Here is an 18,180-nt window from a genome sequence, read left to right as displayed (position 1 = left end):
ACTAAAGCACCACGTGCTCCCCACGAAGTTCGCGTTCATTGCCCAGCAGGATGCTGGCGCGCTCCATGACATTCCTCAACTCGCGAACGTTACCTGGCCATGGATGAGTGCGCAACATGGCAAGAGCTTCCTCGGTGAGAGTTGCATGAGGAGCAAATCTTGCGAGAAACGTTGCTGCCAGGCGCGGCACATCGCCAAATCGCTCCCGCAGGGGCGGCAGACGGATGGGGAAGATCGCCAGACGGAAGTAGAGATCCTCACGGAAGAGCTTCTGCTGGACCATTTGCGGCAGGGCTGCATTCGTTGCTGCTACGACACGCACATCAACCTTCAGGTTGTCGTTGCCACCAATGCGCTGCACCTCTCCCTGTTCAAGGAAGCGCAGGATTTTGCTCTGCAGCGAAAGCGGCATGTCGCCGATTTCATCGAGAAACAAAGTGCCGCCATGGGCTGCGTGGATGCGGCCGATGCGCGACTGGACAGCTCCAGTGAACGAGCCCTTGGTGTAACCGAAGAGCTCTGCCTCAAGAAGGGCCTCGGGAATAGCCGCGCAATTGATGACAACCAGCGGATGACGATGGCGCGGGCTCAGGAGATGGACCGCCTGGGCGATCAGGTCCTTGCCGGTACCACTCTCACCGGTAACGAGGACCGTCGTGTCACGCTGGGCGACCATGCGCGTCAGTTCGCTCACGCGACGCATGGCGTCAGACCCGCCGATCACATTCGGCAGACCGGGATCGGGGCCTCCGCGAGCCGACATGACGGACTGTAGAGCAGGCGGCGGCACAGGCCAGCTGGGAACAGGCGCAGACGGCTGAGGATGCAGAAGCGATGAAAGTTCAGTGGCCAGCGGTGTGGGTGAGGTGGAACCGAGCACGAGCTGCCCTGTGTGCGTGTTCAGCGTAAGGACCTGGGTCTCGGGAAAGCGCTCCAGGACCATCGAGCTGAATTCGGTCGACTCAAGATCCGGCAACATGGGATCGAGCAGAAGCAGATCGACGCGGCTGTCGTGGAGATACTCAAAGGCCTCGGCACCGCTCTGTGCTTCCACCAGCATCCAGCGCGGAGGTACGATCTTTTCGCGAAGCTCTCGGCGAAGTCGGCCGTTGGGACTCACCAGCAAAGTGATGATCGCGCCGGCTGGCGCGCTAACAGGCTCGGAGATCGGTAAGGCACTCATGATTTGACTTTCACTCTGACAGAGCCTTCCGCGCACAACATAGTGCTCGTGCAGATACATACGCGTTCGGAAATGGAACGGAGGTATGTATCCTTTCGTCAGGCAGAAAGAGAAAGTTCAATATTCACTGGGGAAAAAGAAAGATTCAGCGTGCCACCCTGCGTGCGAACATCGCACTCGGCAATGGCAAACGAGAGCTGATGATCGGAGCTCAGCTTCTCGATTGTGCGGTTCTCATTTCCAATCGTGCACCGGAATAAGTTATCAACGCACTGTGCCCACACGCGAATGCGGTCACCGGGGTATGAGATGCCTTGGACCAGCAGGAGGGTTGTCGCCAACGCCTCTTCGAGTCGCTTTCCGTCAACGAGCATCATCGCCGATAGCGTGGAGACCTCAGATACGAGGTCCATCCCCTTCTCCACAAACAAGAGGTCGACACCTTCCACGGTGCTTCGTGTCAAAGCGAGGACATCCACTTCCGTGCGGTGCGGCTCAAGGTATTCCGCGGTCACAAGCTGCTGCATGCCGCTGACCAGGGAGCAAAGCCGATCCACAGGGGGAATCGCTTCCATGGCAGTCCTGAGGACATCTTCGGGGTCGAGCGAGGAAAGCCTGTCCTCGTCCAGTCGCACCCGTAGGACGGTCAGCGGCTGGGCGGCTGCGTGAAGTCCGCTCATCAGGCTACGGAACAGCGGGTTCAGCGCGATCCCAGCAGCCGAGATACCCGACGTCTCACTCTTCCCCAAAGACATACCCCACTCCCCGAACCGTCCGAATGAGCTTACGCTCCTCGTCACGGTCGATTTTGTCGCGGAGGTACTTCATGTAGACGTCAACCACGTTGGTCGATGGATCAAACGGGGCATTCCAGACCTCGCGCATCAACGTCATGCGGGAGACGGGCTTGCCAGCGTTCTTCATCAGGTGTTCGAGCAGTGCGAACTCGCGTGGAGTCAAGTCGATCTTGCGGTCTCCACGGGTCACACGTCGCTCATCAGTATGGATCACAAGGTTGGATAGCTTTGGTACGACGCCGGAGACACCGGACACGCCGACTGGGCCAGCTGCAACCGACTTGCGCCGAAGCAGGCTCCGAATGCGAGCCTGCAGCTCCTGAAAAGAGAACGGCTTCACCAGGCAATCGTCCGCTCCACGCTCGAGAGCCTGCACAAGGTCTTCCTTGCGGCTCCTGGCGGTAAGAACGAGTACGGGTAGGTTGGGGTCGATCGCGCGCGTCTGCTGCAGCAGATCGAGACCATCCATGCCCGGAAGATTCAGGTCCAGGATCATCAGGTCGTAGGACTCGCGACGCAGCAGATCGAGCGCAGCCTCGCCATCATAGGCGTTGTCAGCCGTGTATTGCTGGATCTTGAGCTCACGTCGCAGGAAGCGCGAGAGCGCCTGATCGTCATCGATAATCAGCAACCGCATCTGATGCTGCTCCTCCGATACGATCGCCATTGCTTCTTGTCGACTCATACTCACCGCTGTTGCCTCGGGCCCGAACTCTGGTGTGCGACTCCGCTGACTTGGGGGCAAATCTGCGGCTAATCTTTGGTGCTCCATCGGAAAGACCTACTTCCTTATCCTTTTTATAAACTGAACAACGTGACATGATGTGTCGATACCTATTTGGTGGAGTATTTGTCCCACTTGGGACACTGACCCCGTCGTTTGAAGAGACTGAAAATGGTTCGTCCTTACCAATATCGCTCGCCCCGACTGCGAACGCGTTTTCGCGTTGATTTTTTCTCGTGCGGACTAAGGTACATAGGCGAGTGCACCGATCTTAGTCCCGATGGGTTGCGCGCGCGCATGAATACCGAAGTCGCCACTGGAGCTGAAGGCTTTCTCGAGATGCATGTCTTTGGGCGTGTGCACCGGGTAGAAGCCACCGTAGCGAATCTGGAGCGCGAAGATATCGGCTTCAGTTTCCGGATGAATGCCCCAGAAGATGAGCAGACGCTGCGCAGCCTCGTCAGCGAGGTCGGCGGACTTTCCTGGGTCGAATGAGCCCGCGACTCGAATCTTCGATCTCTCGCGGTATCCCGACCTTTCGGCGTTTTTTTCATCACGACATATACGACTTAGCGGCACCCGCCCAGGAGACGTCACGCCGTTGCGCTTCACAATGAGCGCAGGTACCTCGAATTTTGCGGCGGCATAGCTGTGCTGATCGGATTCTTTCGGGTGTGGGATCAGAATCCTGGGTCGCAACCTACCTCAACCTTGCGGAGTTTCCATAAATCATCGTGGAAGGACATTCCACGTAGCGAGGGCGAACGTCTGCGAAGATCGATTGGCGCCACTAAGTCCATCGGGCGTCACCGCAAACGGGCGATTCTCCAGCAGCAGGAGCTTATTCCTTTGCTGCCGCTTTAGCAGGCTCAGGTTTTTCCGGCCCTTTCGCTGCACCCTTTTCACTGCCTGGACTCTCGGCTGGTGCGGCCTCTGCCGGAGGCGGCGGCGCCTGGATTGACCCAATGGTGCCGTTGAAAACCGTTCCTGGACGCTTGTCGCCGTTTGCCAGGTTGTACTGGATCAGAACCGTTACGCGTCGATTTTCCGGTGCAGAAGGATGATCTACATCGCGCAGATCGTTATCCGCAAACCCGCGAACCTGCACCACCTGATTCGGCCGCAGACCATGAGCTTCCATAATCTTTCGAGCCATGTTGGCGCGATCAGTCGAGAGCTCCCAGTTACCGTAGCCTCCTTTGTTAGCGTACTGAGTACTATCAGTATGCCCTTCAATGGAGACCGGGTTGGGAAGTTTCCCCACCTCTTCCGAGAGGACGGTTAGCAGATCTCCCAATATGGGAGTTGGCTTCGCGTCGCCGTTCTCGAAGAAGACTCCCTTGGAGTCTTCCCGCATCTCGATCTTCAGTCCTTCATCGGTCAGCGTGATCGAAACCTGGTTCTTGAGTTTGTCGAAGTTGGCCATCTTCTGCAGCTGCTGCATCAGCTGCTCCTTGACCTTGGAGAAGTCTTCCTTCTTCATGGGGTCCAGCGCCGAGGAGCCCTTGCCGTCCTGCGAGCCGCCCTTTTTCGAGGCCGTGCCATTGGGATCGCGGAAGTACCCGCTGATTGCCTCCTGTACCGGCTTGGTCGTGTTCATCAGCCACATGACCATGAAGAACGCCATCATGGCCGTCACGAAATCGGCATAGGCGACCTTCCAGGCGCCACCGTGGTGGCCGGCGTGGCCGCCCTTCTTCTTGATGACGATAATGGGTTGTTCGTCAGCCATGAATCATTCCGCCTCGAAGCGCGAAAGCGCTCGGCTATGCTCCACCCTTGTTGCGGCAGGCGGCTTCAACCTCTTTGAAGTTGGGCCGGCTGTGGCCAGGGATCGCGCGACGGCCAATTTCAACAGCCATGATGGGCGACGTGCCCTTGATGAAGGCAAGCATCACCACCCGCAGCACGTGATAGTAGCTATGCTCGTCATCGACGTTCTTGCCCATGATCGAGGCCAGCGGCGCGAGCACACCGTAGCAGAGCAGGATGCCCAGGAAGGTTCCGACGAGAGCTGCGGCGACCTTCTTGCCGATCTCTTCCGGAGGCCCACCGAGAGCTCCCATCGTGATCACAATGCCGAGCACCGCGGCCACAATTCCGAGGCCAGGGAGCGCGTCACCCACGGTCTGGAGCGCCACGCTCGGCTGACTCGCTTCATGATGATGCGTGTCCATGTCGACCTCCATCATCTGGTCGACGTCGAAGGCACTGACACCACCCGTAATGGCCATGCGCAAGGTGTCGCAGACGAAGTCGCGGACGTGGTGGTCCTTGAGGAACGCAGGATACTTCGAAAAGGTCTGGCTCTTGTCCGGCTCTTCCACATCAGCCTCAATCGCGATGGCGCCTTCTTTGCGGGCCTTGGTGAGCAGATCGAAGAGCATCTTGAGCGTCTCGGTATATCGCTGCTTGCTGTACGGCGATCCCTTGAGCACACCAATAACGGCCCCTACGAGACTCTTGAGGATGTGCATGGGGTTGGCGGTAACCAGCGTGCCAATGGCCGCGCCGCCAATGATGATCAGTTCGTTCGGCTGAATGAGCACGGGCAACTTGCCGTGCTCCAGCAGGAACCCACCGATCACGGCGCCGAACACCAATATTGTCCCGATGATGGAGAACATTCGAGCCCCTACGGTCGTGTTGCGAAGATTCCTTCGTCAGCAGGTGCAATGGAAGGATCTTCTGGTCAGTGGTCTATCGGCCGGGTAGCGATATGATTCCAGCCACAGGCGGTGAATCGCGCGGATGCTCCGGGCGATCGTTCGTGGGACGAGTCGTAACGTCCTGGGACTTGCCCCTTGATGAGCGTTATGAGATTGGAATCTGGGCTCCCAGGACGGCCAATTTGCCCCCTTGGTATCCATCGATGACTACGTTGTAGAAGCTCTTGTGGAAGGGCTTTTTCAAGACTTCGCCAGCCGGACCGTCAACCAGGGTGCGATCGAAGACCATCTTCTGAAAGATGGCGCGTCCTTCAGCAGTAATGACCGCCGAGCTGATATTGAGTACCTCGTGGGCGGCATCGCGAAGCAGCTCGTCGAAGCCTCCGGCCTTGAGGCGGTCCTTGACCGCATTGTCCGGCAGGCCGACCAGCAGCCCTGCGAGCGAGCCCAGCAAAGACAGGTCCAGCCGAACGACAATAGCGAGGTCCCAGGGGAGCAGCTGGTAGATGCCAAAGACCTGCTTGATTGGCTGCTCGACGGCGTTGGGCAGCGGTGCAAAGGTCACCTTGCGGCCGACCAGGTCGGTGAGGAGCTTGGAGAGATGAAAGCCAACGGTATCAGCCATGGTTATGCACCTTCCAGGATCGGAGACAGCGCGTCCTGAACGTCTTCCGGACTGAACGGCTTGGTAATCAAAAAGTTTGCCCCTGAAGCCATCGCCCGCTCACGGATCTCTGGAGTGTTCTCCGAGGTTATGAAGCCAAAAGGCAGAGCTCCAACTGCGGAGCGCACCTGGATCAGAAAATCGATGCCATTCATCTCCGGCATATTCCAGTCGGAGAGAATCAGTCGCGGCTTTTCGGCTGCGAGTTTGTTGAGGGCATCACGACCGTTTTCAGCTTCCACGATCGCCAGGCCACGAAAACCTGCCTGGCGGATAGCGCGCTGCACGATCATGCGCATGGTCTTGCTGTCGTCAACGAGAAGAATGTCCATTCAGAGCCTCTTGCGGATTGGGGCGAGACGGTTGCGTCACGTCGGCCGGAATACGCATGTGCGTCCTATCGGCACAGGGAAGCCGCATGTTGAGCGTTCCCGTTCGAGTCTGCAGCACACCAAGTCCAGACCAACATGCGTCGCCTCACGCACCTTCTCTCGAAGAACGATAGGCGCGACCGTCCCGTTTACGGACACTGCGTGTCTTTCTTCGGAAGATGGCGATAAGTGACGCATCAGCCATCGGTTGCGCGGCTGCTTGAGCACGGTCCATCGAAAGATGCTCCCCTGCCCTTCAACGGAACTTAGTGCAGAACCGATACATAGCTGCGCAGCAGAAAACGGTGCGGAGCTCAACACAGCCGTGCGTGCAACTCGATCAGCAGGTGATCCCTCAATGAATTTCGACTCGATGACCGTAAAGCAGAAGCTCTTCGGTACGTATGGCCTCCTGGTGGCCCTGACTCTCGCCCTGGGCCTGACCGCCATCTTCGTCACCCACAGCCTCGCGGATTCCAATGACCAGATTGCCGTAAAGACCGGTCAGAAGGCGGCAGACGCTGGACTAATCAACGGTGACTCAGCCGAGTTTCTTTCGAACTCGCGTTCGACCATGATCGCCGGCTACTCGAACGACACCGACAGTCTCGACGACTCGATCAAGAGCTACCAGGAGGCTGAACAAGACATGATCAGTCGCCTGGCCGACATGAAGAAGATCGGCATCGTTGGCCGTGGCGAAGCCCTTGTGGAGGATATCCTCACTACCCTCTCCGCCTCAGATTCCCTGCACGAGAAGCTAATTGCGCAGGTCAGAGCAGGAGATGTCAAAGGGGCTCATGAGACTGTCGTAGCCCTTCGTGCCCCGCTGAAAAAAATCGACAATGACGGCACAGCCCTCTGCCAGTGGGAGAAGGACTTGATGGCGGAGCAAGCGACGGCGGCGGCAGCAAGTGCCCAGCGTGGATACTCCATCCTGATTGGCCTGTTCGTTCTTGCCGGCATTGTGGGGATTGGAGTCATCTTCGTCATACGCGGTCTCGATACGCAGCTTCGCCAGGTGGTCAACGAGCTGAACGACGGAGCAGCCCAGGTATCACAGGCGGCCTCTGAGGTAGCATCCTCCAGCCAGTCACTGGCTCGTGAGAGCTCCGAGCAGGCAGCCATGATCGAAGAGACGTCAGCCTCCGCCGAAGAGGTCAATTCGATGGCGCGCCGCAACGTCGACAACTCCCGCAACGCCAGCGGTCTTGTCACCCAGGCCGTACAGAGCACCGAGCAGACCACAATCGCCGTCGCTGAGAGCGTCGAAGCGATGAACGCCATCGGCGAATCGAGCAACCAGATCGCGAAGACCCTGCAGGTCATCGACAAGATCGCCTTCCAGACCAACATCCTCGCACTCAACGCCGCAGTCGAAGCGGCACGCGCTGGTGAAGCCGGCATGGGCTTCGCGGTGGTCGCTGAAGAGGTCCGCAACCTGGCGCAGCGTTGCTCTGCTGCAGCCCAGGAGATCAGCGGACTCATCGAGGCCTCGCTTGCGAACTCCGACATGGGCCGCGCCAAGATCGGCTCGCTGGTCGAAGCCGGAGAACGCGTCAACGTGGTGTTTAGCGAGATGAAGAATCTCATCGAAGAAATCTGCACCTCCAGCGAGGAGCAAGGCCGAGGCATCGACCAGATCCGCAGCGCCATCCAGAAGATGGAGCAAGGCACACAGAAGAGCGCGGCCAACGCCGAGGAGAGCGCCGCTGCCGCCGAGGAACTGACAGCGCAGTCTGATGCGCTGACGTCGGTCGCGAACACACTCGGAGCCATGGTTGGAAGCTCCGCCAGCGAAGGTCGCGGTCCTATCCGGCTCTCTGCGCCGTCGAGGTCGAAGCCTATGCCGATGCTGAAGCCGAAGCAGAGCCTGAAGACAACCTTTGCGCCCCCGCCGCGTGTCGCGCAACGCAAACCTGTGGCCTTCACACGACTCGCGACCGCCACGCCCGCGTCCGTCTTTCCGCTCGACGACGACGATTCCAACTTCAAGGAGTTCTAGGGGACAGGGATCGCTTACCTGTTGCAGGACGGTCCCACCCAGGAACCCAAACGTATTCGGGAGATGGTTTTGCACTAATGCAAAGCCTCCCGGAAGCCGATAGTCAGCCAGCCAACCAAATAGGTTCGACCGGCACCAAGGTTCAGTCTTACTGCTCCAGAATGAGGTGATCATGGAGATTCAATCGATTCAGACCACGGGCACGAACGCTGCCGCCGCAGCACATCGAGGCTCCGCCGACAAGCACCTGATCTTCTCCCTCGGTAAAGAGGAGTTCGGGATCCAGGTGCTGGCCATCAAGGAAATCATCGGCATGCAGGAAGTCACTCCTGTTCCGAAGATGCCCTCCCATATCAAGGGAGTGATCAACCTTCGCGGTCAGGTCATCCCCGTCGTCGACCTATCGCTTAAGTTCATGCTGACGCCGCAGGAGTACACCTACCGCACCTGCATCATCGTGGTCCGCACGCGCGGCGCCAACGGAGACCGCCTCATCGGCGCCATCGCCGACGGTGTCAGCGAGGTTCTCACGATCGCGCAGGGAGACATCGAGGACAGCCCCGACTTCGGCAACGGCAACCCGACGCCGTACCTCAAGGGCATCGCCAAGGTCCACGGGAAGGTGAAGCTCCTGCTCGACATCCACGAGGTGTTCCGTACGGACTCCGTCGTTGGCCTGAACTTCTCGAACTAACAGCCTTCCCCAAGGCCCCAGCACACACACCAACAGGCAGAGGATCATGGAAACGCAAGCAACTCCAGAGAGCGCAGCGATGCTGCAGGCCGTCGACGATCTGGCCCTGCAGGTCATGCTCAAAGGCGCAGCGGCCTTCCGGTCGAAGGCAATGGCCTCGATCCTCGAGGTCGCGCGCAAGACAAGCCCCGCCGACTTTGTCGTCGAGATGGAACGCCTGGTGAAACTCGCCAAGGCGAAGACCCTCACCGACGAAGACGCCCGCAATGGCGCTTCGGCTCTGCAGGCGATTCTCGCTCCGCCACCGGCGCCCCCCGTCCCCGAACCAGCCGCTCCCGTACCGTTTGAAGAGGACGCGGAGCTGCTCAACGACTTCGTCCTCGAGGCGGAAGAGCACCTGACATCGATCGAGGAGCGCATCCTTCAGCTCGAAAAGGATCCGTCACTCACGGAAGCGATCCACGCGGTGTTTCGCTCGTTCCATTCGATCAAGGGTCTTGCAGGATTCCTTGGCCTCGATGGCGTGCAGGCTGTAGCCCACGAAGTCGAGACCTTGCTGGATCACGCCCGGAACGCCCGCGTCTCGGTCGATTCGGCGATCGTCGACCTCGTGCTCGAGGCGGCCGAATATCTGAAGGACGAGGTCGCGGCCGTCCAGGCCCGCCTGTCGGGTTCGCTTCCTCCCGTCATCCGCAATAACGTGTCACTGCTTGCCTCCGTGCGCAGTGTCAACGAGGAGGTTCAGTCGGGCCGGCGAGCAGTAGCAACGGCCGCAGCAGCAGAGGCAGCAACAGTTGTCGCGGTCGTGGCCCCCGTTGCCGAACCCGTTGCACCCGTGGTCGACACTGCCGTGACAACAGCGGATGTCTCAGAGTCCTCATTCCATGAAGAGGAGGAAGTCGTTGCCTTCACGCTGGATCAGGAGGAAGAGGATCAGGCTGCGGCAACAGCCATCGCGGCACAGCCGGCGGTGCCCGTCGAAGTGGTAAAGGCCGCCCCGGCCCCGGTCGCCGTTGTGGCCGCGCCAAAGGCAGTTCCTGCACCTGCTCCATCACAGCAGGAGCCGATGCGCGTCGAAGTCGCAAGCACCTCGGTCCGTGTGGAGACCTCCAAGCTCGATCGCCTGATGGACATGGTGGGCGAGATGGTGATCGCGCAGTCGATCCTGATGAACCTGTCACGCGCTTCCGCCAACGTCGAGACCCGCATGGCCGGAGAACTCGCGCAGCTGGCAAGAATCACCACCGAAGTGCAGCGTTGTGCGATGAGCATGCGCATGATGCCCATCGGTCCGCTGTTCCAGAAGAACGCCAAGATGGTGCGGGATCTCTCGCGCCGCAACGGCAAGAAGGTAAACCTGGAACTGGCAGGCGAATCGACTGAACTCGACAAGACCATAGCCGAAGAGCTCGCCGATCCGTTGCTTCACATGATCCGGAACGCGCTCGATCACGGCATCGAACCGCCGCAGGAGCGCCTCGCGGTCGGCAAGTCGGAGATGGCAACACTGAAGATCTCTGCCGAGCACGAAGCTGGTCAGATCGTGGTATCGATCTCCGACGATGGGCGCGGTCTCAACCCGGACAAGATCCGGAACAAGGCTCTCGAGCGCGGACTGATTGACGAGAACCAGCACCTCAGCGAGCAGGAGATCTTCCACCTGATCTTCGCACCCGGCTTCTCCACTGCAGAGAAGATTACCGACATCAGCGGGCGCGGAGTCGGCATGGACGTCGTCCGCCAGCACGTCGAGCATCTGCGCGGCCGCATCCTGATCGAGTCCGAGCTCGGCAAGGGCACGACCTTCTACATCCACCTGCCGTTGACACTGGCGATCATCGAAGGCCTGGTCATCGTCGTGGGCGACCATCGCTACATCATCCCGCTCTTCAGCGTGCGAGAGATGTGCCGCCCCACCGAGGACATGCTATTCACCGTGCAGGGCCAGGACGAGATGATCCTGATGCGAGGATCGTTGCTGCCGCTGGTTCGCTTGCATCGGCGCTTCTACATCGAGCCGAAGAGCGAGACCATCACGGATGGCCTGCTGGTGGTCTGCGAATTCGCAGGCAAGCGCTTCTGTCTCTTTGTCGACGATCTGCTGGGCCGCCAGGAAGTCGTCATCAAGAGTCTGGACGAAGCCTTCAAGAGCGTCCGTGGTCTTGCCGGTTCTGCAATTCTTGGAGACGGCCGCATCGGCCTCATCCTTGACGTCGCCGGCATCTTCTCCCAGAACGGTTTCGAGGGGCTTGCCGCATGAGCGCTCTCGCCGCCCCCGTCTTCCCTTCCCGCTCGTCACTGACGCCTCGCGACTTCGATCGTATCCGCAAGCTCGCGTTTGACTATTGCGGACTCGACATTGAACCAGGCAAAGAGGAACTCGTTGCTTCGCGCCTTGGCAAGATCATGCGCAAGCTCAACATCGCGACGTATTCGGAGTATTACGACCACGTCACGGGCGACAAGAGCGAGCAGGCGTTGATCACGATGATCGACTCACTGACGACGAACCACACGAGCTTCTTCCGCGAGCAGCAGCATTTCGACTTTCTGCACGCCACGATCCTGCCGGCACTGGCCAATCGTCAGCAGATCGACGTCTGGAGCGCAGCCTGTTCGAGTGGGGAGGAGCCATACACCGTAGCGTTTTCGATCCGCGACTACTTCAACGGTGGTGGACCCGCACTGAAGATCCTTGCCACGGATATCTCAACACGGATCCTCGAGAAGGCGCAGAAAGCGACCTACTCCATGGACCACGTGAAAGGGATTCCCATGCCCACGATGCAGAAGTATTTCCTGCGTGGTCAGGGTGAGTGGGCGAACCATTTCAAGGTAAAGCCCGAGATCCGCAGCTCCGTTCAATTTCGACGTCTCAACCTCAGTGAGCCGCTGCAGAACATGCAAACGCAGTTTCCGCTGATCCTCTGCCGAAACGTCATGATCTACTTCAACGCTCGGACGCAGGAGGAGCTCGTCGATCGCCTGGCGCAGCAGCTCGAGCCGGGCGGTTATCTCTTCATTGGGCACTCCGAGAGCCTGAATCGTATCAAGCATTCGCTGGAATATGTACGTCCGGCCATTTACCGCAGACCGGGCACGCTCCGTCCTGCGGGGCCACCTAGAAGGAGCGCAGCGTGAGCCAACTTGTTGTCGGGATCGGGGATTGCCAGGTAAGTGCGGACCCCCAATGCACGCTCATTACCTATGCCCTGGGCTCCTGCATCGCGGTTGCGGTGTATGACCCTGTCACCAAGGTCGGAGGTCTCCTCCATTACCTCCTGCCTGACTCGAACATCGATCTCGAGAAAGCCCAGAAGAATCCATTCATGTTCGGTGATACCGGCATCCCTGAGCTCTTCCATCGCGCATACCGCATGGGCGCGCAGAAGCAGCGGCTGATTGTGTCGGTTGCCGGAGGAGCGCAGGTGATGTCGAGCGAGTATTTCAACATCGGCAAGCGCAATCAGCTTGTCGCCAAGAAAGTTCTGTGGCGCGCCGGTGTCCTGGTTCGCCACGAAGAGACCGGTGGCGAGAGCTCCCGGACCCTCCGCATGGAGCTGGCGACCGGGCAGATTATGCTCCGCACCGCTGGACGATTCGAAGTTGTCTTAGGCTCAACCCCCAATCCCGTATCCAAGAAAGGAGCCCAGTGTGCGTGACATTCTCATAGTTGATGATTCCAAGGCGATGCGGAACTTCCTCCGCCGCGCGCTTGCCATGACGAGCATGGACATTGGCAGTGTCCTCGAGGCCGAAAACGGCCTGGACGCTCTCGAGAAGCTCGAAAAGCAACCCGTCGATGTCATCTTCAGCGACATCAATATGCCGGTGATGGACGGCGCCGTCTTCGTCGGTGAACTCGCCAAGATGGACACCCGCCGGAACATCCCCGTCATCATCGTGTCCACGGACTCAAGCGCCGAACGCAAGGCGCAGATGCAGGCCCTGGGAGCCAAGGGATACATCGCCAAACCTTTCTCGCCCGAGGCTCTCGAGCTTGAAGTAGCACGCCTGATGTGGGAGGCCGATGATGACGAAGACTAATGTTGACGAGGTGTTGATCGCCTCTGCCTGCAACGTCCTGGAGACGATGTTCTTCTCCGAGGCGATACCGGCGCAGTCCTCCGGGCGCATGCACGACAACCCGATCGTGTGCCTGCTGCACACCAGTGGCGCCGCTGAAGGAACCTTCAGCATCGCCGTCGATCGCGAAGCACTGCGCCTGCTCTGCATCTCCTTCTACGGCGAGGATGCACCTCCGATCACGCTTCAGCAGGAGCTGGCATGCGAACTCACCAACATGATCGCAGGCTCGACGCTGAGCAACCTCGTGCCAGAGCACTACTGCTCACTCAGCGCGCCGCAGCTCTGCTCCCTGGAGCAGCACGAGACGCTGGGTAAGTCCGGCGAAGAATCCACATCGGTATTGATGGAAGTAGAAGGTGGGCTGCTTTCGGCCTCCTGCAGCCTGAGGATGTAATGGATCAGAGGGGCCCAATTCGTGTGTTGATCGTCGACGACTCTGCGCTTGTTCGTAAGTTGTTGACGGCGGCACTGGCGGACGAGAGCCAGATCGAGGTCGTGGGCACAGCGGCCGACCCGTACGTGGCCCGCGACAAGATTCTGCAGCTCAACCCCGATGTCATTACTCTCGACATCGAGATGCCGCGCATGAACGGCCTCGCGTTCCTCAAGAAGCTCATGCAGTTTCGGCCGATGCCCGTGGTGATGATCACCTCGCTGGCGGCGACCAACTCCAACACCACGTTGGAAGCCCTGCGCGCGGGCGCAGTCGAAATTCTCGCCAAGCCCGATGGGCCCAACTCTGTCGGCGACCTGAAGCTGATTCTCGGGAACAAGATCAGGTCAGCCGCGGCAGCACACATCCGCACCCGGCGCGACGACACGCGACCGGCGATGGCTGGCCTGATGCCTGTTCGCTCCACGCCTCCCACCAATCAGCTGCCTGTCACGTCCTGCGCACCGGGAATGGTGCTCGCCATCGGAGCTTCGACCGGTGGGCCGCCCGCGCTCACAGAGCTGCTTGGATCACTCCCGGCGGATATCCCGCCCATCGTGATCGTGCAGCACATGCCGCCCGTCTTCACCAAGCACTTTGCCGAGCGCCTGAACCACGAATGCGCCTTCCCGGTGAAGGAAGCCGCCGACGGGGATGAGCTCCTGCCAGGCCGCGCACTCATCGCCCCCGGGGACTTCCACATGATCGTGGAGGCTGGCGCGCGCATTCCTCGCGTCAGGGTCATGCAGGGGCCGCCTGTGTGCTTCAGCCGTCCCTCCGTGGACGTGCTGTTCACCTCGGTGGCATCTGTTCTGAAGAAAAACGCCGTAGGCATTCTGCTCACTGGCATGGGCTCCGACGGAGCGCGCGGCATGCTCGCGATGCGCCAGAGCGGCGCTGCCACCATCGCACAGGACGAAGCGAGCTCAGTCGTCTACGGCATGCCGAAAGAGGCCGCCCGCATCGGTGCCGCCGAATCCGTGCTCGCTCTCAACAAGATCGGACCGTTCGCGCTCGAGAAGCTGAAGCAAATGGCGAAGTCTCGCTAAAGCCAGGCTCCAAAGCCTTAGAACAGCCGTCCTGACCGCACAAATCTGCGCACGCTCGCGTACTGCATCAGGATGAAGTTGTCTGTCATCCCGGCGATGTAGTCCGCAACGATGCGTGGCAGCCCTTCGTTCTCGATGTCCGGGAGGTAGCTCTCTGGTAGCTCCTCCGGATACGCCGTCCAGAACTCAAACAACTCCGTCACCACCTGCTCCGCCTTGGAGTGCTCCTGCTCGAGTGCATCGCACGTGTAGAGCGTGCTGTAGAGATATCGCTTCTCCTGCATGCGCTCAAACTCCGCCTGCTCCGAAAAGACAGCTACTCGTCGCGGAAGGTTCCGGATGTCTTCGAGCGTCTCGGCACCCGCCGCCTCCACGTTCGAGGCGATCGTCTCCACCAGGTCCGTGACCAGCGTCTTCTGCATCGCTTGCAGTGCATCGTGGAAGATGTGGGCGTCTTCTGCCCCTGGATGGGCGGCCTTCACCACATCGTAAGAGCGGCCCAGGATGTCCACATGCTCACGGATGTGGCCGATCTCGAGTAGACCAGACTCCACGCCATCGTCAAGATCCGCGGTCAGGTAGGCGATCTCATCCGCAAGATCGATCAGCTGGGCTTCAAGTGGCGGTCGCTGATCGAGGAAGTACTGCGCGAGCTCCGGGTGCGAAGCGGCCGCGTAGTCGCGAGAGTGCTTCACAATTCCCTCCCGCGTGCCGAGGGTCAGGTTCAATCCACGATGCCCGGCGTAGCGCTGCTCGAAACGTTCCACGATACGCAGCGCATGAAGGTTGTGATCGAAGCGAAGGCCGTGCTTCTGGAGGCAGCGATCGAGAGCCCGCTCACCGGCATGTCCAAAGGGCGGGTGCCCGATGTCATGGACCAGCGCCAGCGTCTCCGTGAGGTCCATGTTCAGCTTCAGCGGCGACGCGACCCGGCGCGCCACCTGCGCGACCTCGATGGTGTGCGTCAGGCGGCTGCGGAAGTGATCCGAAGCCCGGCTGGTGAAGACCTGCGTCTTGCCCGCAAGCCGTCGAAATGCGCGGGAGTGAACGACACGTTCGCGATCACGTTCAAAGGCAAAGCGCACGTCACCCGCTGGCGCTGGAAACTCTCGCGTCGAGAGCCGAAGGGCCTCTTCGTCGAAGACGCCGCAGTAATGCAGGTTCTTGCTCATTCTTCCTCTGAGTTTATGCGACCCGCGACCCGCAGGCCCGGGATGCAGAACGTTCCGTTCGAACAGCAGACAGGGTGGGCCTGAGCCCACCCTGCCGGTCTGATCCATCCATCGCTATTTGGTCGGTGCCCCGCCATGTGCCAGCCGGACGCGAGCTCCCTCGAGCTTCTTCTGCACCTTCGCCACATCCGACGGGTCAGCGTCGGGAGCCAGCGACGTGGCATAGAAGTCAAGCGCCTTCTGCCATTCAGCGATCGCCTGCTGCAGTTTGCCACTATGGGCGTAAATCTCACCCAGATGATCATGCAGCGCGGGATCCGTGCCCATTCGCATCACGGCCTTGCGTTCGCAGTCCTCAGCCAGGGCATATTGCCCCTGCTTGAAGTAGGCCCAGGCCAGCGAGTCCAGGAAGGCTCCGTTTTGCGGATCGAAGTCGACAGCCTTCTTGAGCATCGTCACAGCTTCGTCGAGCTGCTTGCCGCGATCCGCAAGCATATAGCCGTAGTCGTTTGCGATCGAGGCGTTGCTGGGATCGATGGCAAGTCCCTTGCGATAGTCCATCTCCGCCTGATCGTAGAGTTTTTGCTTCTCTGCGAGGTTGGCCCGGTAGTCGTTGAGGAAGACCTTCTCTGGGGCTTTGGTGGACAAGGTTTCGACCTTCGCCAGGGCTGCTTCGGCGTCTTTGAAGCGCCGGGCGCGGGCATTGATGTCCGCAATCGTGAAGTAAACCTCGCGGTCCGAAGGCGTATTGGTGAGCTGCGCGTTGGCCAGCTTCAGGGCATCGTCCAGCTTGCCTGCATCGCCAAGCTGACTCGCATAGTTCAGCTGCACATCATGGTTCGCCGGAAGCGCCTTCGCCGCCTCAGCTGCAGCGTCCAGCGCCTTGGCCCATTGGTGGGCATCACGGTAGGACGAGACGATTCCGTCATAGCCGCGAGCGCGGTATTCTCCTCCCAGAGCCACCATCTGGCGATAGGTGTCCACTGCTGTATCGACGTTGCCTGCCTCGCGGCTCACGATGCCGAGCCGATCCAGGAACAGCCCGCGGTTGTTCGCGTCCTGGTCGGCATACTTGCCATCCGGCGTCGCCGTCGCTTTGAGCATCTGCTTCAGCGTCGAGCTGGCCTCGTCATAACGGCCAAGCGCGTCGTAGACGAGCGCGAGGTTGTAGTTCAGCTCGAGGTTGTCGCTCGCCAGGGCCTGCGCCTTTTTCAGGGTGCTGAGCGCCTGTTCGTAGTGCCCCTTCTGGCGCTGCACATCGGCCTCGCGAATGAGTGCCTGTGCGTCCTCAGGGTTCGACTTCAGGATGTCCGCATAGACCTTCGCAGCCTCATCGTTCTGCCCTGCCGACAGCAGAGCCTGCGCCAGACCGCGCTTGGCATCGGTGTTATCGGGATCCTGCGCGAGCGCTCCCTTATAGGCCTGCACGGCCTTCGTCGACTGATGCAGCTGGTCATAGAGCCCCGCAAGCGCGAAGTCCATGCGCACGCTGCGATCGTCTTCCGGCACCGCGGCGATCAGCTCGGCCGCCTTGTCATTCTCACCCTGCTCGGAGTAGAGCCGCGCCAGGTTGAGGACCACGTCCTCGTTGTTTCCGTCGATCTGCTGAGCAGCCTTGAACTCGTCTTCAGCCTTCAGAGTGTCATGGTTCAGACCGTAGAGCTGGCCAAGAAGGACATGCGTCTCGAGATCCTTGGGCTTGAGCTTTGCGATCGTCTCGTATTCCTTGATCGCGGCAGCGAGCATCTGCGCCGACTGCGCACCTTGACCATCGCCAAGCGAGCGCAAAAAGACTCGCCCGAGCAGCTGATGAGCATCGACGTCATCAGGATGCTTGTTCACCTGATCCTGCGCCGAAGACACAGCCTCACGGATGCGGCCGAGGCGGAAGTAAAGATTGGAGAGACCGTCCTGCAGGGTGCGTGCGTCGGGGTCAGCGTCCAGCGCAAGCTTGAACTGCTCGATGGCCTGCGTCGCCAGGTCCTGCCTTCCGGTTGCAGCAGCCTGCTCCTCATACATGCGAGCGAGGCCGTAGTGGTAATAGGAGGACGAGTGGTTCGGAGTGTCCTGTGCTGCGGCCGCAACTTCAGGGGCCGTGCGGGTCTTGAGAGTCTGAGCCTGCGCCGCATGGACGGGCAGGAGACACGCGGCAAGCAGCAGGCAACCGCCTGCAACCATCGGCTGAAGAAGGGAGAACTTCGGGCGCGGCACAACGAGGGAGAACGTCATTAAGGGGGTCCTGTCCAGCCAGGAAACCGCATACGCCACCGGCAAACTTCGCTCCGGCGCACCGGGCGAAGGGCCGCCAGCCGGCAGGGGCTCGCATGCGG

General features: G+C 60.1%; 18 protein-coding genes. 9 read left to right on the top strand and 9 right to left on the bottom strand.

Going from position 1 to position 18,180, the window contains the following annotated elements:
* Position 1: 1 nt before the first annotated feature.
* The 3 genes from C4S68_RS03065 to C4S68_RS03055 all read right to left on the bottom strand — a co-directional run bounded on the left by C4S68_RS03065 (position 2) and on the right by C4S68_RS03055 (position 2,617).
* Positions 2-1,183, bottom strand: a complete 1,182-nt coding sequence (locus C4S68_RS03065; RefSeq protein WP_235011310.1) for a sigma-54 interaction domain-containing protein — start codon at positions 1,181-1,183, stop codon at positions 2-4.
* A gap of 98 nt (positions 1,184-1,281) precedes the next feature.
* Positions 1,282-1,863, bottom strand: coding sequence for an ATP-binding protein (locus C4S68_RS03060; RefSeq protein WP_146071987.1), 582 nt, complete (start codon positions 1,861-1,863; stop codon positions 1,282-1,284).
* A gap of 55 nt (positions 1,864-1,918) precedes the next feature.
* On the bottom strand, positions 1,919-2,617 hold the full coding sequence (locus C4S68_RS03055) for a response regulator transcription factor (protein WP_103932151.1): 699 nt from the start codon (positions 2,615-2,617) through the stop codon (positions 1,919-1,921).
* Between the two features lie 258 nt (positions 2,618-2,875).
* On the opposite strand from C4S68_RS03055, the gene C4S68_RS23905 reads away from it, so the two are divergent.
* The gene (locus C4S68_RS23905) at positions 2,876-3,199 is read left to right on the top strand and encodes a PilZ domain-containing protein (RefSeq protein ID WP_103931520.1); all 324 of its coding nucleotides are present in this window, start codon (positions 2,876-2,878) and stop codon (positions 3,197-3,199) included.
* 346 nt (positions 3,200-3,545) lie between these two features.
* Here the strand turns inward: C4S68_RS23905 and C4S68_RS03045 are convergent, their stop codons facing one another.
* From C4S68_RS03045 to C4S68_RS03030, 4 genes are all read right to left on the bottom strand, one after another.
* A complete protein-coding gene (locus C4S68_RS03045) occupies positions 3,546-4,436 on the bottom strand; it encodes a flagellar motor protein MotB (protein ID WP_103931519.1) in 891 nt (296 codons plus the stop codon).
* Between the two features lie 34 nt (positions 4,437-4,470).
* The gene (gene motA, locus C4S68_RS03040) at positions 4,471-5,331 is read right to left on the bottom strand and encodes a flagellar motor stator protein MotA (protein WP_103931518.1); all 861 of its coding nucleotides are present in this window, start codon (positions 5,329-5,331) and stop codon (positions 4,471-4,473) included.
* A gap of 187 nt (positions 5,332-5,518) precedes the next feature.
* The gene (locus tag C4S68_RS03035; RefSeq protein ID WP_103931517.1) at positions 5,519-5,998 is read right to left on the bottom strand and encodes a hypothetical protein; all 480 of its coding nucleotides are present in this window, start codon (positions 5,996-5,998) and stop codon (positions 5,519-5,521) included.
* Positions 5,999-6,000: 2 nt separating this feature from the next.
* Entirely contained in the window at positions 6,001-6,369 is a 369-nt protein-coding gene (locus C4S68_RS03030) for a response regulator (RefSeq protein ID WP_103931516.1), read from the bottom strand.
* Positions 6,370-6,766: 397 nt separating this feature from the next.
* Between C4S68_RS03030 and C4S68_RS03025 the strand changes: the two genes are divergently transcribed.
* The 8 genes from C4S68_RS03025 to C4S68_RS02990 all read left to right on the top strand — a co-directional run bounded on the left by C4S68_RS03025 (position 6,767) and on the right by C4S68_RS02990 (position 14,678).
* Positions 6,767-8,413 (top strand): methyl-accepting chemotaxis protein, encoded by a 1,647-nt coding sequence (locus C4S68_RS03025; protein ID WP_160114972.1) that lies wholly within the window; start codon positions 6,767-6,769, stop codon positions 8,411-8,413.
* A gap of 172 nt (positions 8,414-8,585) precedes the next feature.
* Positions 8,586-9,107: a chemotaxis protein CheW gene (locus C4S68_RS03020; RefSeq protein ID WP_103931514.1), complete on the top strand. Its 522-nt coding sequence runs from the start codon at positions 8,586-8,588 to the stop codon at positions 9,105-9,107.
* 46 nt (positions 9,108-9,153) lie between these two features.
* On the top strand, positions 9,154-11,367 hold the full coding sequence (locus C4S68_RS03015) for a chemotaxis protein CheA (RefSeq protein ID WP_235011308.1): 2,214 nt from the start codon (positions 9,154-9,156) through the stop codon (positions 11,365-11,367).
* Positions 11,364-12,248: a CheR family methyltransferase gene (locus C4S68_RS03010; protein WP_103931513.1), complete on the top strand. Its 885-nt coding sequence runs from the start codon at positions 11,364-11,366 to the stop codon at positions 12,246-12,248. Before C4S68_RS03015 ends, C4S68_RS03010 begins: the two co-directional genes overlap by 4 nt.
* Positions 12,245-12,769 (top strand): chemotaxis protein CheD, encoded by a 525-nt coding sequence (locus C4S68_RS03005; protein WP_103931512.1) that lies wholly within the window; start codon positions 12,245-12,247, stop codon positions 12,767-12,769. The genes C4S68_RS03010 and C4S68_RS03005 overlap by 4 nt, the downstream gene beginning before the upstream one ends.
* The gene (locus tag C4S68_RS03000) at positions 12,762-13,154 is read left to right on the top strand and encodes a response regulator (RefSeq protein ID WP_103931511.1); all 393 of its coding nucleotides are present in this window, start codon (positions 12,762-12,764) and stop codon (positions 13,152-13,154) included. The genes C4S68_RS03005 and C4S68_RS03000 overlap by 8 nt, the downstream gene beginning before the upstream one ends.
* The gene (locus tag C4S68_RS02995) at positions 13,138-13,590 is read left to right on the top strand and encodes a chemotaxis protein CheX (protein ID WP_103931510.1); all 453 of its coding nucleotides are present in this window, start codon (positions 13,138-13,140) and stop codon (positions 13,588-13,590) included. Before C4S68_RS03000 ends, C4S68_RS02995 begins: the two co-directional genes overlap by 17 nt.
* Positions 13,590-14,678: a protein-glutamate methylesterase/protein-glutamine glutaminase gene (locus C4S68_RS02990; protein ID WP_103931509.1), complete on the top strand. Its 1,089-nt coding sequence runs from the start codon at positions 13,590-13,592 to the stop codon at positions 14,676-14,678. The genes C4S68_RS02995 and C4S68_RS02990 overlap by 1 nt, the downstream gene beginning before the upstream one ends.
* 17 nt (positions 14,679-14,695) lie before the next feature.
* On the opposite strand, the gene dgt is transcribed toward C4S68_RS02990, so the two are convergent.
* Together dgt and C4S68_RS02980 are read right to left on the bottom strand one after the other, a co-directional pair.
* A complete protein-coding gene (gene dgt / locus C4S68_RS02985) occupies positions 14,696-15,850 on the bottom strand; it encodes a dGTP triphosphohydrolase (RefSeq protein ID WP_103931508.1) in 1,155 nt (384 codons plus the stop codon).
* A 114-nt stretch (positions 15,851-15,964) separates the two neighbouring features.
* The gene (locus C4S68_RS02980; protein WP_235011307.1) at positions 15,965-18,079 is read right to left on the bottom strand and encodes a tetratricopeptide repeat protein; all 2,115 of its coding nucleotides are present in this window, start codon (positions 18,077-18,079) and stop codon (positions 15,965-15,967) included.
* Between the last annotated feature and the right edge of the window lie 101 nt (positions 18,080-18,180).

Source organism: Bryocella elongata (assembly GCF_900108185.1).
In the GTDB taxonomy this organism is placed as follows: domain Bacteria; phylum Acidobacteriota; class Terriglobia; order Terriglobales; family Acidobacteriaceae; genus Granulicella; species Granulicella elongata.
Note: the sequence above shows the minus strand (reverse complement) of the source record. Positions and strands in the feature narration are given on the sequence as shown.

What these genes read in the sequence shown, in the direction of transcription:
- C4S68_RS02980 (WP_235011307.1), bottom strand. Translation starts at nt 18,079, where the DNA reads ATGACGTTCTCCCTCGTTGTGCCGCGCCCGAAGTTCTCCCTTCTTCAG.
- dgt (WP_103931508.1), bottom strand. Translation starts at nt 15,850, where the DNA reads ATGAGCAAGAACCTGCATTACTGCGGCGTCTTCGACGAAGAGGCCCTT.
- C4S68_RS03025 (WP_160114972.1), top strand. Translation starts at nt 6,767, where the DNA reads ATGAATTTCGACTCGATGACCGTAAAGCAGAAGCTCTTCGGTACGTAT.
- C4S68_RS03045 (WP_103931519.1), bottom strand. Translation starts at nt 4,436, where the DNA reads ATGGCTGACGAACAACCCATTATCGTCATCAAGAAGAAGGGCGGCCAC.
- C4S68_RS03010 (WP_103931513.1), top strand. Translation starts at nt 11,364, where the DNA reads ATGAGCGCTCTCGCCGCCCCCGTCTTCCCTTCCCGCTCGTCACTGACG.
- motA (WP_103931518.1), bottom strand. Translation starts at nt 5,331, where the DNA reads ATGTTCTCCATCATCGGGACAATATTGGTGTTCGGCGCCGTGATCGGT.
- C4S68_RS03020 (WP_103931514.1), top strand. Translation starts at nt 8,586, where the DNA reads ATGGAGATTCAATCGATTCAGACCACGGGCACGAACGCTGCCGCCGCA.
- C4S68_RS03065 (WP_235011310.1), bottom strand. Translation starts at nt 1,183, where the DNA reads ATGAGTGCCTTACCGATCTCCGAGCCTGTTAGCGCGCCAGCCGGCGCG.
- C4S68_RS23905 (WP_103931520.1), top strand. Translation starts at nt 2,876, where the DNA reads ATGGTTCGTCCTTACCAATATCGCTCGCCCCGACTGCGAACGCGTTTT.
- C4S68_RS02995 (WP_103931510.1), top strand. Translation starts at nt 13,138, where the DNA reads ATGATGACGAAGACTAATGTTGACGAGGTGTTGATCGCCTCTGCCTGC.
- C4S68_RS03035 (WP_103931517.1), bottom strand. Translation starts at nt 5,998, where the DNA reads ATGGCTGATACCGTTGGCTTTCATCTCTCCAAGCTCCTCACCGACCTG.
- C4S68_RS03015 (WP_235011308.1), top strand. Translation starts at nt 9,154, where the DNA reads ATGGAAACGCAAGCAACTCCAGAGAGCGCAGCGATGCTGCAGGCCGTC.
- C4S68_RS03030 (WP_103931516.1), bottom strand. Translation starts at nt 6,369, where the DNA reads ATGGACATTCTTCTCGTTGACGACAGCAAGACCATGCGCATGATCGTG.
- C4S68_RS03055 (WP_103932151.1), bottom strand. Translation starts at nt 2,617, where the DNA reads ATGCGGTTGCTGATTATCGATGACGATCAGGCGCTCTCGCGCTTCCTG.
- C4S68_RS03060 (WP_146071987.1), bottom strand. Translation starts at nt 1,863, where the DNA reads ATGAGCGGACTTCACGCAGCCGCCCAGCCGCTGACCGTCCTACGGGTG.
- C4S68_RS02990 (WP_103931509.1), top strand. Translation starts at nt 13,590, where the DNA reads ATGGATCAGAGGGGCCCAATTCGTGTGTTGATCGTCGACGACTCTGCG.